The following is a 13,770-nucleotide window of genomic DNA, read 5'->3' as shown; positions in this document are numbered from 1 at the left end:
GCCGCCGCCGGCCGCCCTCGTGCGCGTCATTCTCCCGGAATCGCCGCCACCGACTCCCTGACGAGCGCACACTCGTGGGCGTGAGAACGAGCACGACGATGGACTATCGCCTCCGCCCCCGCTGGGTCGAGCGCACCCGCTGCCTCACCGAGGACAGGCCCGGCGACCCCGTCCGGCTCCTCCGTGTCCTGGCCGCGGCCCGCACGAGCGGTGTCCTGGTGCTCGACGGCACCAGCCGGGTGGACAAGGTCGCGACCGCGATCCTCGCCCGCACGCGGCGCGGACCCGAGGTGCTCGTCGTCGACTGCTCGTGGAAGCTCGGCCCGGGCCGCCTCGTGGAGCTGGTCACCCGCGCGGGGGTGCGGGCGATGGCGGGGCCGCGGACGACCTTCGTGGCCCTGACCCGCGAGGGGCGCGTCCAGTTCAGTCGCGTCCACCGGGTTCCGGGGGACTGGGTCGTGAGCGTCCCGTGGCACCACGGCCTGGGCCCGGACGACCTGGCCGGCGCTCTTGACCCGACCGGCGGACCCGACCCGACCGGCAGCCCCGACCCGACCGGAAGCCCGCAGCGCTCCGACGGTCCCGCGGGCGCCGAGCCCGAGATCCGCCACGACGGCCCGGTGTTCAGCGGCGGCCGCACGGCCCGCGACTACCGCCCGCTGCTCGGCTGCGCCGCCGACCTGCCCGAGGGCACCGAGGTCGTCATCGCCACCGTGCCGGGCGGGCTGCCGCAGGGCGTGCCCGTGCCGGCCAACGTGCACGTGCGCACCGAGGTCGACCCCCCGGCGTTCCGCCGGGACCTGCGCCGCGCCTGCGTCGTCGTCGTCGCCCTCGAGCACCGGGACGACTGCGCGCCGGGGATCATGGTGCTGCTCGACGCGATGGCCCTGGGCAAGCTCACCGTGGTCACCGACACCCTCGGGGTCCGCGAGCACGTCGAGCAGGGCGTCACGGGGTTCGTCGTGCCGGCCGGGGACGCGGCGGCGCTGGGCGAGACGCTGCGCTGGTGCCTGGACCCCGCGCACGCCGCCGAGGCCGCGGACATCCGGGAGTCGGCGCGTGCGACGGCGCGGACGGCATACGCCCCGGAGGTGCACGTGGAGGCCCTGCTGGAGCAGGTGGGCCGGGCGCTCGAGCGCGCCGAGGCCCGTCGGGGTCAGTCCTCCCGCGCGGTGCCGAACACCTCGTCGTAGGCCGCGGCCACCACGGGGTCGGCGTACCGCTCGGCGTAGAGCGCGTGGGCGCCCTGCGCCTCGCGAGATCGGACGGCCGGGTCGACGAGTGCGGCCAGCGCCCGCGCCGCCTCGACGGCGTCGGGCACCACGGTCAGGCCCGGGCGGCTCTGTGTGGCGATCCCCTCCGCGGCCACCGGGGTGCTGACGACCGGGAGGCCGCGGGCGAGCCCGTCGAGCGTCTTGATCTTGATGCCGGAGCCGAAGCGCAAGGGGTTGACCAGGGCGCACATCCGCGACAGGGCCTCGTCCAGGTCGGGGACGAAGCCGTGCACGACGACCCGGTCGCCGTGCCGGGCAGCGTCGGCCAGCAGGGACTCGTCGGCGTCGCGGCCGATGACGTGCAGCCGGGCGTCGGGCTGGAGGGCGAGCAGCTCGTCCATGCCCTCGTGCAGGAACCACCCGAGGCCGTCGTGGTTGTGCGCGAGCGACAGCAGCCCGACGAAGGCGAACTCGGGACGGCCGTCCCACCGGTCCGGCTGGTGCGACGTCTCGTCGAGCCCGGGGATCGACGGGGGCACCGCCACCACCGCCGCGCCGGTCTCCGCGCGCAGGTGACGGGCCTCCTCGGCGTTGAGCAGCACGGAGGTGGGGTTGGCGCGGGCCGCCCGGCGCTCCGAGCGCGCGACCCGGCCACGCTCGAAGCGCAGCAGGGCCTCGCGGGTGAGGGGCGCGCGGGTGAGCCAGTGCAGGCGGCTGGGGACGTTGTGCGAGAACTGACCCAGCGGGTCGAAGTCCGTGTCGATCCGCTTGTCCCGCAGGACCTCGAGCATGCGGGTGTAGCGCACGCTGAACAGGTCGTCGAGGTAGAGCACCCGGCGCCCGCGGAACCGGCGGCCGGCCACGTGCTGCTCCATGCGGACGGTGTCGATGATCTCGAGGTCGGGGTCGAGGTCGACCAGCGTCTGCTGGACGGTGGCGGCGACCCGCGGGCTGCCGAGGAAGGCCTCCTGCAGGCTCTGCCGGCGCAGGAGCACGCCGCGCACGAGCCCCACCAGCTGGTCCGTGCGGCTCGGCCGGCCCATCTCGTGCACCTGGACGCCCTCGAACTCGGCGGTGCGCCGCAGTGGCGCGCCGACGTGCAGATAGTGGATGTCCTCGGCCGGCAGCCGGGAGCGCAGGTGCCGCAGGAACCCGGCGATCACCATGGCCTTGCCGCTGTCGGAGGGGTATGGCGCCACGGCGCTGACCACGGCGACGGAGGTCACGGGGCCGTCGTGGAGCGACTCCGTGGGCGGGGTGACGAGCTGGGCGTAGAGCGAGCGCAGGCGATCCACCCAGACCGTCGCCGCGAAGGTGGTGTCGTAGCGGGCGCGTCCGGCCCGGCCGCACGCCTCGCGGCGGTGCGGGTCACGGGTCAGCGCGGTGATGGCGTCGGCGAGGGCGGCGGGGTCACCGACCGGCACGAGGAGCCCCGCGTCGTCGCCCACGATGTCGGGGATGCCGCCGACCCGCGTCGCCACGACGGCCGTGCTGGTCGCGAGCGCCGAGATCAGTGAGGTAGGCAGGGCGTCCTCGTGGCTGGGGTGGACGACGAGGTCGGCCGCGTGCAGCAGGGCGTCCACGTCGGAGCGGAAGCCCAGGACCCGCACGCGGTCCCGCAGCAAGGGGTCGCGCTCGACCTCGGCGCGGACCTCGTCGAGCAGGGGACCGTCACCTGCGAGCGCGAGGACGAACGGCAGCTCCGCGGGGAGGAGGCGGACCGCGTCCAGCGCGACCGCGTGGCCCTTCTCGGGGCGCATGAGCGACACGGTCACGCCGAGGACGGTGTCGTCGTCGACGCCGAGCTCGCGGCGCACCGCCGACCCCGTGCCCGAGGGGGAGGGCTCGCGCACGCCGTTGGGCACGAGCACGACGGGGGTGGAGGAGCGGAAGGCCGAGTACCACTCGCGCTGCGCCTCCGACAGGGCCACGACGCGGTCGAACATCGTGGCGCGCGCGGCCACGGCGGCCCGCACCCGGGCGCGGTGGGCCGCGCCCTGGGGGTCGGCCTCGATGACGTGCAGGGTGGAGACGGCGGGCACGCCGACCAGCCGCGCGGCGAGGCCGCCCACGAGGTCGGCGTGCTTGAGGTGGGTGTGGATGACGTCGGCGCCCTCGCGGCGGACGATCGCGGCGACCCGGCGCACCGCCCGGAGGTCGTAGCGACCGGCGTGGAGCTGGTAGACCGTCGCCCCCGCCTCGGCGAGCCGGTGCGCCGCGCGGTCGTCCTCGGCGTCGGACAGGCCGACGACGACGATGCGCAGCCCGGCCTCGCGCGCGGTGCGGGCCAGCTCGACCAGGACGCTCTCGGCGCCACCGGCGCCGAGGGAGTGGATGACGTGGACGACGGTCATCGGTGCGCGTGCCGGGGTCATGGCTGCTCCGTAGGTCGATGGGGGTGCCGGGGGCGCTGAGGGTGGTCAGGGTGGTCAGGACGTCGCCGAGGACGCACCGCCGCCAGGATCGTCCGGGCGTGGGCGAGGGCCGCACCGAGGACCGCCCCGATCGTCATGGCGGCGGCCACCTCCGACCGGCCCGGGGTCTCGCGCCAGGTGGTGACGGTGCCCCAGCGGGTGCGAAAGAGGGTGTCGAGGCCGGCCCGTCGCACGGCCGCGTCCCCGGCGCTGGTGGCGTCGCGCGCGAGCCCCGCGGCCCGCTCTGGCGTCTCGGCCTCCGCGGACACGGAGACGAGGCCGGAGGCGGGGTCGCCCTGGGCGTCGACGGTGCGGCCGGAGGCGACCGACGTCAGGACGGCATAGGTCGGTGCGGTGACCTCGCGGGTGCGCAGGGACAGCAGGTAGGCGCTGGACGACTGCGGCTCGAGGTAGCCGACGACGCGGGCGTGGGCGGGCTGCGGCAGCGAGGTCACGACCAGCGCGGCGAGGGCGGCCCCGGCAGCGGCCAGGGGGACGGCATACGCCGGGGTGCGGTGCCGGGGCGGACGGGGCACCCGGTGGGCCCCGCGGGCCCGGGCCTGGGTGGCGAGGGCGGCGGCGAGCGCCACCACGAGATAGACGATGCGGGCGTAGGTGAGGTGCAGGAAGACGCTGGCGGCGCACCAGGCGAGCAGCCCGGCGACGCAGGCGGCAGCGTACGGCCGCAGGCGCGCGGCGTCCGCGGACGGCAGGGACGGGAGGGCGCGCAGCACCCAGCCCGCCTGCCACAGCGCCACGGCGAGGATCGACAGGAAGGCCAGCAGCCCGACGAGCCCGATCTCGGCCCACAGCCCGAGGTAGAGGTTGTGCGGGGCGACGATCCGCTCGAGGTGCAGGTCGGTCGCTGAGGCGTAGTCGGGGAAGCGCGCGAAGTAGCCGCCGGGACCGACCCCCGTCAGCGGGTTGTCCTGGATCATCTTGGTCGCGACGGTCTGGGTGGCGATGCGCTCGCGCACCGAGCCGTCGACCGCGGCGAGCTGGCCGGACTCGGCCACCCCCAGCATCGAGAGCAGCCGGCTCCCGACGCCGGGCAGGACGAGCAGCAGCGGCACCACGACCACGGCGCCGGCGGCGAGGACCCTGCGGTCCAGGCCGCACAGGAGGAGGTAGAGGCCGGCGCCCACCAGGGCGGCGAGCATGGTCCCGCGCGAGCCGGTGAGGTAGACGCCGACGAGCAGCGCGCCGAGGCAGCCGAGGGGCACGAGCGCGAGCAGCCGGCGCCCTCGCTGCAGGCACTCCTGGACCAGCGCCAGCGCGAACGGGAGGCCGAGGACCAGGAAGCGCCCCCAGAAGTTGGCGTCCGGCAGCGGACCGGCGTGCCGCTTGGTGACGACGCCCACCCCCTCGGCCGTCGTGACGGTCTCGAAGCCCCCGAAGGTCGCCGTGTTGCCGAGCACCCACTCGTTGAGGGCACCGAGCAGGCAGATCGCCGCCATGGGCAGGACCATCGCCGCGGCGACCAGCCACCAGCGCCGAAGGCCGCTCGCCAGCAGGCACACGACCACGACGAAGACCAGCTCCTTGAGCACCCCCAGCACCGCCGCCGAGCCCCAGTCCGGCTCGACGCCGGTCCGCAGGAAGGCCACGCCGTCGAGGTCGGCCAGCTGGCTGGACAGGGCCGTGGCCAGCACGTATGCCGAGACCGCGCCCACCGTGGCCCAGGGGACGGCCACGCGCTGGACGAGGCATCGCCCCACCACGACGAGCAGGCCGAGCGCGAGCAGGGCGAGGAACGGCGACACGGGCACCCGCCCCTCGAGCACCCCCGAGGCGCCGGAGAACTCGACGGCGACCATCCCCGCGAGCAGCAGCGTGGCGGCGGCGGACGACGGCAGCGCGGCTCGCGGCTGGTCGACGTCCGCGCTGCGGGAGCGCTCGAGGGTGGCGGGGGTCATGTCGTCTGTCGTCTGTCGGCTGTCGTCTGAGGTCTGTCTGTTCAGGTCTCGTCAGCCGGCCCGGCGACGGCTGAGCGTCGAGCCGGCGCCCGCGGCGAGGATGGCCGTGAGCAGGCCGGCCAGCAGGGCGACCACGAGCTTGAGCGGGGTGGACAGGCCACCCGACTCGGGGGTGGAGGGCTCGGTGCTGAGGGTGGTGACCGTGTAGGGCGCGAGCACCTTGCCGATCTCGGGGGTGGCCGACGCGACGACCCGCTCGAGCGCGGAGGTCACCTGGCCGGGGTCGCTGCCCGCGGCCCGGACCGTGACGACGGCGCTCGGCGCGACGTTGCCGGCCGTGACCTCGACCTTCGAGCCCTCGGGGAGCCACCGCTTCTGGGAGTAGACCTCGGCCGCGGTGGCGATGACCTGGCCCCGGCTCAGGCTGTCGAAGAGCGCGGCGCTGTCGTTGGCGCTGGCGACCTTCTGCGGCACGACGACGACGTCCATCGTCGAGGTGTAGGTGCCCGGGCGGGACAGGAGGAAGCCACCCACGACGAGGGCGGCGAGCAGGCCCGCGACGAGGGCGGGCAGCAGGCGGCCGAGCCCGCGGCTGCGGGTGGTGTCGGTGGTCATGCGTTCTCCTTGGGTTCCGTGCGGGACGGGTCGATGAGCTCGGCGTAGAGGTCGTGCAGGGCGCGGGTCCAGGTCTGCATGGAGAAGGTCTGCTCGGCGCGACGCCGCGCGGCCTCGCCGTAGGCCGCGCGGGCGCCGGGGTCGGACAACAGCCGGGACAGCTCGCGCGCGAGGGCGGGGACGTCGCCGACGGGGACCACCTGTCCGGTCTCGCCCTCGAGCACGACGTCGCGGGTGCCGCCGGCGTCGGTGGCCACCACGGGCAGGCCGCACGCGGCGGCCTCGACGAGCGAGGTGGGCAGCGCCTCGGTGAACGAGGCGGACACGACCCCGTCGACCCCGGCCAGCAGGTCGGGGACGTCCTCGCGCCGCCCCAGGAGGTGGACGCGCCGCTCGAGGCCGAGCTCGCGCACGCGCGCCTCGATCGCCGGTCGGTGCGTTCCCTCGCCCACGACGAGCAGGTGGGCGTCGGGGTGCTGCTCGACGACCCTGGCCCAGGCATCGACGAGCGGCACGTGCCCCTTGGGCTCGCGCAGGGCCGCCACGACCGCCCAGACGGGCGCGCCGTCGGGGACCGGGACGTCCTGGGGGAGCCGCCGCCGCGCCGTGGAGTAGCGGTCCACGTCGATGCCGTTGGGGATGCACCGCCAGCTGGCGGTGGCCGGTCCGTAGTGGCGGGCGTAGCCGTCATATGCTGCCTGGGAGACGAGGACGAGCCGCCCGAGGGTGGCCGGGACGAGGACCGACAGACCCTCCTTGACCCGGTCGGCGCGGGACCCGAGCTGCGGCACGAGGTGCAGGGTCGCGACGCAGGGGACCCCGGCGAGGCGGGCGGCCAGCGGCACGAGGGTCGCGGAGTAGCCCAGGTGGGCGTGGACGACGTCGGCGCTGCTGGCGCGCAGGGTCCGGGCCAGCCGGATGACGCCGATCGGGTCCAGCAGGCGCCGCACCCCGAGATAGGTGGGGGCGAGCCCGAGGGCCTGGAAGCGGTCGAGCATGGCGTCCTTGCCCTCGCGCCCACGCGGGCCGAGGCTGGCCACCGCGAGGTCCAGGTGGAGGTCCTGGCCGACAGGGGGGTCGGCGGACACGTGCCGGGCCAGCTCGACGACGAGGTTCTCCGCCCCGCCGAAGCTGAAGGAGTCGAGGACGTGCAGCACTCTCACGAGGCACCTCCGGGTCGTAGCAGGCGGGTGACGCGGGGCAGGGCCTGCCGATCCACGAGCGCGAGGGCACCGACGTAGACCAGGGCGCCCACCACCACCTCGAGGACGAGCAGGAGGAAGGGCTGCTGCAGCGGGACGAGCCGGTCGACGAGCGTGACGGCGCCCGCCATGACCAGCGCGCTCAGCGTGGCCGGGGCGACCGCCCGCAGCTGGGACGCGACGGGGATCCCGAGGACGCGGTCGGTGACGACGAAGCGCAGCAGGGTGAAGAGCACGTGGCATGCGAGGAAGGCCACGGCCACGGCGAGGGTGGAGCGTCCGGCGGCGACCCACAGGACGGGCGCGAAGACCGCGACCTGGGCGAGGGCCAGGGTGTTGAGCAGACCCGCGTGCCCGGTGGCCTTGTAGACCTCGCCGGAGTGGAAGCCCAGGGCGTAGACCGCGGAGTAGCAGCCGAGCACGACGAGGATCGGCTCGGACGGGGCGTACTGGTCGCCGAAGACCGTCTCGACGACGGGACCGGCCGCCGCGGCCAGGCCGAGCCCGGCGGGGACGGTGAGGGTCGCGACGGCGGCGATGGCCCGCAGGTAGTGCTCGCGCAGCGCCTCGCGGTCGTCCTGCAGCCGCGAGAACGAGCTGAAGAGCACCTGGCCGACGACCACGCACACCCCGATGACCACCAGCTCGGGCAGGCGGAAGGCCATCGTGTAGTAGCCGAGCTCGGTCTCGCCGAGGCGTCGACCGATGCTGAAGTAGTCGAGGTTGTCGATGATCAGGGCCAGCAGGGCGAGCAGCGACAGCGAGCCGCCGAAGCGCAGCAGCTCGCCCGCCACCGGGCGGTCCCAGCCGAGATGGCGGTCGGCCGGCTCGGTGAGGGGGGAGGCGGTGGGCTCCACGCCCGTCATACGGGCCTTGCGTGTCAGCCGGAGGTAGACCAGCCAGTAGAGGACGGCCATCGTGGCGGTGGCGGCGACCTGGCCCCAGACCAGGCTCCACGCCCCGGCCCCCGCGAGCGCCATGGAGATCGAGACGGCCGCCTTGACCAGCGCGCCGCCGAGCTCGGGCAGCGTGCGCTCCTTGAAGGCCAGGTGGCGGCGCAGCGCGGCGTCGGGGAAGACGGCGAGGCCCTGCAGCAGCATCGACACGGACAGGGCCTGGATGAGCGGGACGAGGGCGTCGTTGCCCAGCAGGGCGGCGAGCCAGGGCGCCGTGACGAGACAGAGCAGCCCGAAGCCCAGCGCCAGGACCAGCGTGAGCGCGGCGCCCGTGGGGGCGATGCGTCGCCACGACCCGGAGTGCTGCACGAGCGCGGTGCCGACGCCGAGGTCCTTGAGCCGGTCGAAGATGTTGATCGCGAGCAGCGCGAGGGCCACCAGGCCGAAGGCCTCCGGGGCCAGCAGACGGGCCAGGACGACGGTGGAGACGAAGGTGACGAGCTTGCTGCCGCCGTACTGCAGGACGTTCCAGACGGTGCTGGCGCCGACCCGACGGGCGGGCGTGGAGCGGGACTCCTCCTCGGGCGGCGGGTGGTGCTCGTCGGTGACGTGCTCGCTCATCGCGGGTCCGGGAGGCCGTCGAGCAGGGTCGCGGCCACGTCGTCCCACGAGGCGCCGCCGGCCAGGCCCGCCCGGCCGGCGTCGCCGAGCCGGGCCGCGAGGCCGGGGTCGCGCAGCAGGGTGACGATGCCGTCGGCGAGCCGGTCGGCGTCCGCGGGCGGGACGACGAGGCCGGTGCGCCCGTCCTGGACCACGGCCGGTATGTCGCCCACCGCCGTCGCGACCGCTGGCCGCGCGAAGGTGTGGGCGAGGTGCGCGACCCCGCTCTGGCTGGCCCGGCGATAGGGCAGGACCACCGCCCGCGCCCGCTCCAGGATCCCCGGGACGTCCTCGACCGCGACGTAGCCGTCGCGCAGCTCCACGCCGGGCAGGCCGGCGACGCGGCGGCGCAGGGCGTCCGCGTCGACGTCGGCGCTGATCGACCCGGCGATGGTGAAGGTCGCGTCGGGCACGTGCTCGCGCACCCGGGGCCAGACCTCGAGCACGTCGTCGAGGCCCTTGTAGCCGGTGACGGTGCCGAAGAACAGCAGGTGGGGGGCCGTGGAGGCGGCGCTCGATGGGGTGTCGGTGCGGAAGACGTCCTCGTCGCCGTGCGGGATCACGCGGACCGGGCCGGTCACCGGCCAGGTCTCGAGGACCACCCGGCGGGCGCTCTCGCCGAGGACGTAGACGACGTCGACGGTCGCGTAGGCGGCGCGCAGGGCCTGGTAGGTCGGGCCGCTGTCGTTGTAGAGGCCGTCGCGTCCGGGCTGCTCGACGAGCGGACGCGGCTCGTGCGCCACGATGCCGAGGGTGGCCCAGGGGGCGAGGCGCCGGGCCGCGACGACGCCCCAGCCGTCCACCGGGAAGCGCCACGCCGACCACAGGACCACGTCGGGCCGGGTGCGCCGGATCTCGAGCAGGAGGCGCACCCACGCGGCATGGTGCTGACCGGCCCGGACGACGCGGCGGGCCTTGCGCCACAGCTCGGGGGCGTCCGCCCCGGCGGTCGGGTGCCAGGTCGGCAGGATCGCCTCGACGGTGCAGCCCTGCTCGCGCGACGCGAGCTCGGGGGAGGGGCCGGTCACCACGCGCACGGACTGGCCGCGGCGGGCGAAGCCCTCGCCCAGCTGCACGGCGAACTGGAAGAGGCCACCGGCGGGCGGCAGCTCGACCAGCATGATGCGTCGACGGGCGGGCAGCGGCACGGGGGAGAACCTCCAACGGGGCGGGGCGGGGCGACAGGGATGGGGGCAGGGGCGCGGGCAGGACGAACGCCCGGTCCAGGGTAACGAGACGGCATCGGCGGCCACGCCCTAACGGCGAAACCGCCTGTGGACGACGCGACGCACCCCGGTGCCGACCTGGCCTACCGTCAGGTGGTCGCGCCAGGTGAGCCGGTCGTCGTGACGGTGCGACGCTGCGACGGTGCGACGAGGACGTCCGTGAGGAGGAACGCATGCAGGGGAGCGGGACCGTGCTCGTGGCCGTCCTGGGTCTGCTCGTGGGGCACCGCCTGGACGCGTGGCTGCGGGCGGGGACCTATCGCCGAGACAGGGACCTGGTGCGGCGGCCCCGGGCCTCACGCTGGGTGCGGCCCGCGTCCGTCGCGCTCCCGGCTCTCGCCTGGTGGCAGCTCTGCGCCCACGACCGGGCCCCGCTCGCGGTCGTCGTGGTGCCCCTCGCCTGGCTCATGGTGGCGCTGGCGGCGATCGACCTGGACGTCCACCGGCTGCCCGACGCGCTGCAGCTGCCGCTCTATCCCGTCCTGGCCGTCGCGCTGACGGCTGTCGCCGCGGTCACCCGAGACGGCGGCGAGGCGCTGCTGCGGTCCGCGGTGGCGGTCGTCGTCGTCCTCCTGGTGGGTGGGTTGCTGTGGCTGACCGCGCCGCGCCAGGGGCTGGGCCTCGGGGACGTCAAGCTCGCCGGCCTGCTGGCGGCGGTCCTGGCTCAGCTCGGCTGGTCGCAGGTCCTGCTGGGCCTGTGGGCGGGCTTCGCGCTGGGTGGGGTGGTGGCGGCGGCGCTGCTGGTGACGCGTCGGGCGGGCCGCCGGGACCACCTGGCCCTCGGTCCACCGCTCATGCTCGGCGCGCTGCTGGCCGTCCTCGCCGGGTGACGCCGGCACCGTAGAATCCGGGCCATGACCCTCGCACTCCTCGTCCTGCACTACCTCACGCTCGCGCTGCTCGTCTTCGGCTACGTCCAGAGCATCGAGCCCGGCGCCGCCACCAAGCTCATGGCGTGGGGCGCTCGGCTGCAGCTCCTGTCCGGCCTGGCGCTCGTCGTCCTCGAGGAGATGGAGGGCAACGCGCCCCACATGTTCATCGGCATCAAGCTGCTGGTCATGCTCGGTGTCGTGGCGCTGACCGAGATCTCGCACGCCCGTGGCCGCCGCGGGGAGGCCAAGCCCGCCCTGCTGCACGCCGCGGCTGCTCTCGTGGTGGTCAACCTGATCGTGGCCTACACCCTGCCCCACTGATCGCAGCCCCTGCTCTTGGCTGCCTGGACCGTATGCCGACGGCCCGGCCTCCTCGCGGTGACCCCGCTGGAGGCCGGGCCGTCCGTCATACCGGCGCTCGGTGCTCTGCCGGTCTGACCTTGACGTCGGCTCAGCCCTGGGCCTCCACGGCGGCCACGGCCTCCGGATGGTGCTCGGAGAAGTGGTCGACGGCGCGGCGCACGCGACGACCGAGGAGCGTCGAGGCGAGCAGCCCTCCGACCAGGAAGGCGGCGAGCCCTGCCCACGCAAAGGTCTTGAGCCAGTGCTCGGCGACGGTGCCGAGGAGGTAGACGCCGTAGGTCGTGCCGAACGCCCAGAGGATGCCGCCGAGAGCGTTGGCGGGCAGGAACCGGTGGTAGGGCAGCCGCAGGACGCCGGACAGCGGACCGGCGAAGATCCGCAGGAGCGCCACGAAGCGGCCGAAGAACACGGCCCACATGCCGTGCCGGGCGAAGACGGCTTCGGCATAGGCGATCTCCTTGGCGCCGAAGTGGCGCGGGAACCGTCGCCGCAACCAGACGAGCAGCCGCTGGCCGAAGTGGTGACCAATGCCGTAGCCGATCGAGTCGCCCATGATCGCGCCCGCGGAGCCGGCGACGGCCACCCACAGCGGGCTGACGTCGAGCTCGTGGTGGGCCGACAGCAGCGCGGCCGCGACGAGCGTGACCTCACCGGGCAGGGGGACGCCCATGGACTCCAATGAGATGACGAGCGCGACGACGAGGTAGACCGCGAGCGGTGGGATCGACAGGAGGAGCTGGTCGACGGTCACGCGCGCTGCTCGGCGCGCCGGGCGACCCTGGCGAGGGCGTCACCGTGGAGTCGTTGCGTCCGCCACTCCTCGAGCGGCTCAGCGCCGAGGGAGCGGTAGAACCGGATGGCGGGGGCGTTCCAGTCCAGGACGGTCCACTCGACCCGGGTGTAGCCCCGCTCCACGGCCCGCGCGGCGAGGCCCTCCAGGAGCATCCGCCCGAGACCGGCTCCGCGGTGCTCCGGCTCGACGAAGAGGTCCTCGAGCCAGATGCCGTGCTGCCCCGTCCAGGTCGAGAAGGTCAGGAACCACACGGCCATGCCGACGACCTCGCCGTCGACCTCGGCCACGTCGGCGCAGACGGCGGCGTCACCGTCCTCGGGGAAGAGGGCGTCCCTCAGGTCCTGCGGCGTGGCGGTGACGGCGTGGCTCTGCCGCTCGTAGGCCGCGAGGTCGCGGACGAGGCGGTGCAGGGCGGGGACGTCGTCGACGGTGGCGGGCCGGATGGTGGGTGGGGTGGCCGCGGAGGGTGCGGCGGGGGTCGTGGGCCGGGCGGCCGCGGGCTCGATGTCGGTCACGGGACCAGCAGGACCTTGCCGGAGGTGCGCCGGCCCTCGAGGGCGTCGTAGGCAGCGCGGGCGTCGGTGAGCGGGTGCCGGGAGTCGATGGCGATGTCGAGGGAGCCGTCCGCGATCAGGTCGAGGACCTCGCCCGACCGGGCGAGCAGCTCGTCCCTGCCGGCGATGTAGTGGGCGAGGGTGGGGCGGGTGAGGTAGAGCGAGCCACCCTGGTTGAGCCGCTGCGGGTCGAGCGGGGGGACCGGACCGCTGGCGGCGCCGAAGAGCACGAGCACGCCCCGGGGGCGCAGGCTCGCCATGGACGCGTCGAAGGTCGCCTGACCGACGCCGTCGTAGGCCACGTCGACACCACGCCCGGCCGCCTCCTTGACGGCGCTCGCGAGGCTGTCGGCTGTGTCGTGCTCGCGGTAGTTGATGACGTGGTCGGCGCCGCGGTCGCGGGCGATGGCGAGCTTGTCCTCGCTGCCGGCGGTCGCGACGACCGTCGCGCCCTTGGCCTTGAGCAGCTGGACGAGCAGCTGACCGACGCCGCCCGCCGCCGCGTGGACCAGCGCCACCGTCTCGGCGGTGCAGGGGTAGGTGTCGTTGACCAGGAAGTGAGCCGTCATCGCCTGCAGCATCGCGGCGGCGGCCACGTCGAGCTCGACGCCGTCGGGCACCGGCACGAGGTTGGCGGCGGGGACGGTGGCGACGGAGGCGGCGCTGCCGAGCTGCATGGCCCAGGCGACGCGGTCGCCGGGCGCGACCTCGGTGACGCCCTCGCCGACGGACTCGACGGTGCCCGCGCCCTCCATGCCGAGCACGAACGGCGTCTCGACGGGATAGACCCCGCCGCGCTGGTAGGTGTCGATGAAGTTGACCCCGCTGGCCGCGACCGTGACGCGGGCCTGGCCGGGACCGGGGTCGGGGACCTCGCGCTCCTCGACGCGGAGCACGCCGGAGTCACCGTGCTCGGGGACGATCAGGGCTGAGGCGGTCAGGCTCGTCATGGCCAAACCCTACCGGGGGCAGGTGCATCGACCGGCCTTCGTCCCCCAGCCTGATGGACCTACCTCAGGTAGTCACATTCGCCGGGGTTCGCACG

At 74.9% G+C, this 13,770-nt stretch carries 12 protein-coding genes; 3 read left to right on the top strand and 9 right to left on the bottom strand.

Features of this window, described 5'->3' with window-relative positions; genetic code table 11:
- The first annotated feature begins 98 nt into the window (after positions 1–98).
- On the top strand, positions 99–1,193 hold the full coding sequence (locus B4K29_RS16995) for a glycosyltransferase (protein ID WP_286968329.1): 1,095 nt from the start codon (positions 99–101) through the stop codon (positions 1,191–1,193).
- Here B4K29_RS16995 and B4K29_RS16990 read toward each other — a convergent pair.
- The 6 genes from B4K29_RS16990 to B4K29_RS16965 are packed head-to-tail and all read right to left on the bottom strand — an operon-like array spanning position 1,157 to position 10,065.
- Entirely contained in the window at positions 1,157–3,589 is a 2,433-nt protein-coding gene (locus tag B4K29_RS16990; protein WP_286968327.1) for a glycosyltransferase, read from the bottom strand. The genes B4K29_RS16995 and B4K29_RS16990 overlap by 37 nt on opposite strands.
- Positions 3,586–5,544, bottom strand: a complete 1,959-nt coding sequence (locus tag B4K29_RS16985; RefSeq protein ID WP_286968325.1) for an O-antigen ligase family protein — start codon at positions 5,542–5,544, stop codon at positions 3,586–3,588. Before B4K29_RS16985 ends, B4K29_RS16990 begins: the two co-directional genes overlap by 4 nt.
- 51 nt (positions 5,545–5,595) lie before the next feature.
- On the bottom strand, positions 5,596–6,159 hold the full coding sequence (locus tag B4K29_RS16980) for a hypothetical protein (protein WP_019285568.1): 564 nt from the start codon (positions 6,157–6,159) through the stop codon (positions 5,596–5,598).
- Positions 6,156–7,322 (bottom strand): glycosyltransferase, encoded by a 1,167-nt coding sequence (locus B4K29_RS16975; RefSeq protein ID WP_286968323.1) that lies wholly within the window; start codon positions 7,320–7,322, stop codon positions 6,156–6,158. The genes B4K29_RS16980 and B4K29_RS16975 overlap by 4 nt, the downstream gene beginning before the upstream one ends.
- Positions 7,319–8,878, bottom strand: coding sequence for a lipopolysaccharide biosynthesis protein (locus tag B4K29_RS16970; protein ID WP_286968321.1), 1,560 nt, complete (start codon positions 8,876–8,878; stop codon positions 7,319–7,321). The genes B4K29_RS16975 and B4K29_RS16970 overlap by 4 nt, the downstream gene beginning before the upstream one ends.
- Entirely contained in the window at positions 8,875–10,065 is a 1,191-nt protein-coding gene (locus tag B4K29_RS16965) for a glycosyltransferase family 4 protein (protein WP_286968319.1), read from the bottom strand. The genes B4K29_RS16970 and B4K29_RS16965 overlap by 4 nt, the downstream gene beginning before the upstream one ends.
- Positions 10,066–10,316: 251 nt before the next feature.
- On the opposite strand from B4K29_RS16965, the gene B4K29_RS16960 reads away from it, so the two are divergent.
- Positions 10,317–10,973 carry a prepilin peptidase gene (locus tag B4K29_RS16960; protein ID WP_286959244.1) on the top strand — a complete coding sequence of 219 codons (657 nt, stop codon included), beginning with the start codon at positions 10,317–10,319 and terminating at the stop codon, positions 10,971–10,973.
- A 24-nt stretch (positions 10,974–10,997) separates the two neighbouring features.
- A complete protein-coding gene (locus tag B4K29_RS16955; RefSeq protein WP_019285573.1) occupies positions 10,998–11,336 on the top strand; it encodes a hypothetical protein in 339 nt (112 codons plus the stop codon).
- A 130-nt stretch (positions 11,337–11,466) separates the two neighbouring features.
- On the opposite strand, the gene B4K29_RS16950 is transcribed toward B4K29_RS16955, so the two are convergent.
- From B4K29_RS16950 to B4K29_RS16940, 3 genes are all read right to left on the bottom strand, one after another.
- The gene (locus tag B4K29_RS16950) at positions 11,467–12,129 is read right to left on the bottom strand and encodes a DedA family protein (protein ID WP_019285574.1); all 663 of its coding nucleotides are present in this window, start codon (positions 12,127–12,129) and stop codon (positions 11,467–11,469) included.
- Complete coding sequence (locus B4K29_RS16945; protein ID WP_286968417.1) at positions 12,126–12,614, bottom strand: GNAT family N-acetyltransferase; 489 nt, start codon at positions 12,612–12,614, stop codon at positions 12,126–12,128. The genes B4K29_RS16950 and B4K29_RS16945 overlap by 4 nt, the downstream gene beginning before the upstream one ends.
- Before the next feature lie 68 nt (positions 12,615–12,682).
- The gene (locus tag B4K29_RS16940; RefSeq protein WP_286959247.1) at positions 12,683–13,675 is read right to left on the bottom strand and encodes a quinone oxidoreductase family protein; all 993 of its coding nucleotides are present in this window, start codon (positions 13,673–13,675) and stop codon (positions 12,683–12,685) included.
- Between the last annotated feature and the right edge of the window lie 95 nt (positions 13,676–13,770).

Source organism: Arsenicicoccus sp. UBA6765 (assembly GCF_002453335.1).
Taxonomy (GTDB): domain Bacteria; phylum Actinomycetota; class Actinomycetes; order Actinomycetales; family Dermatophilaceae; genus Arsenicicoccus; species Arsenicicoccus bolidensis.
The sequence above is the reverse complement of the archived record's forward strand: the minus strand, read 5'-3'. Positions and strand labels throughout refer to the sequence as shown.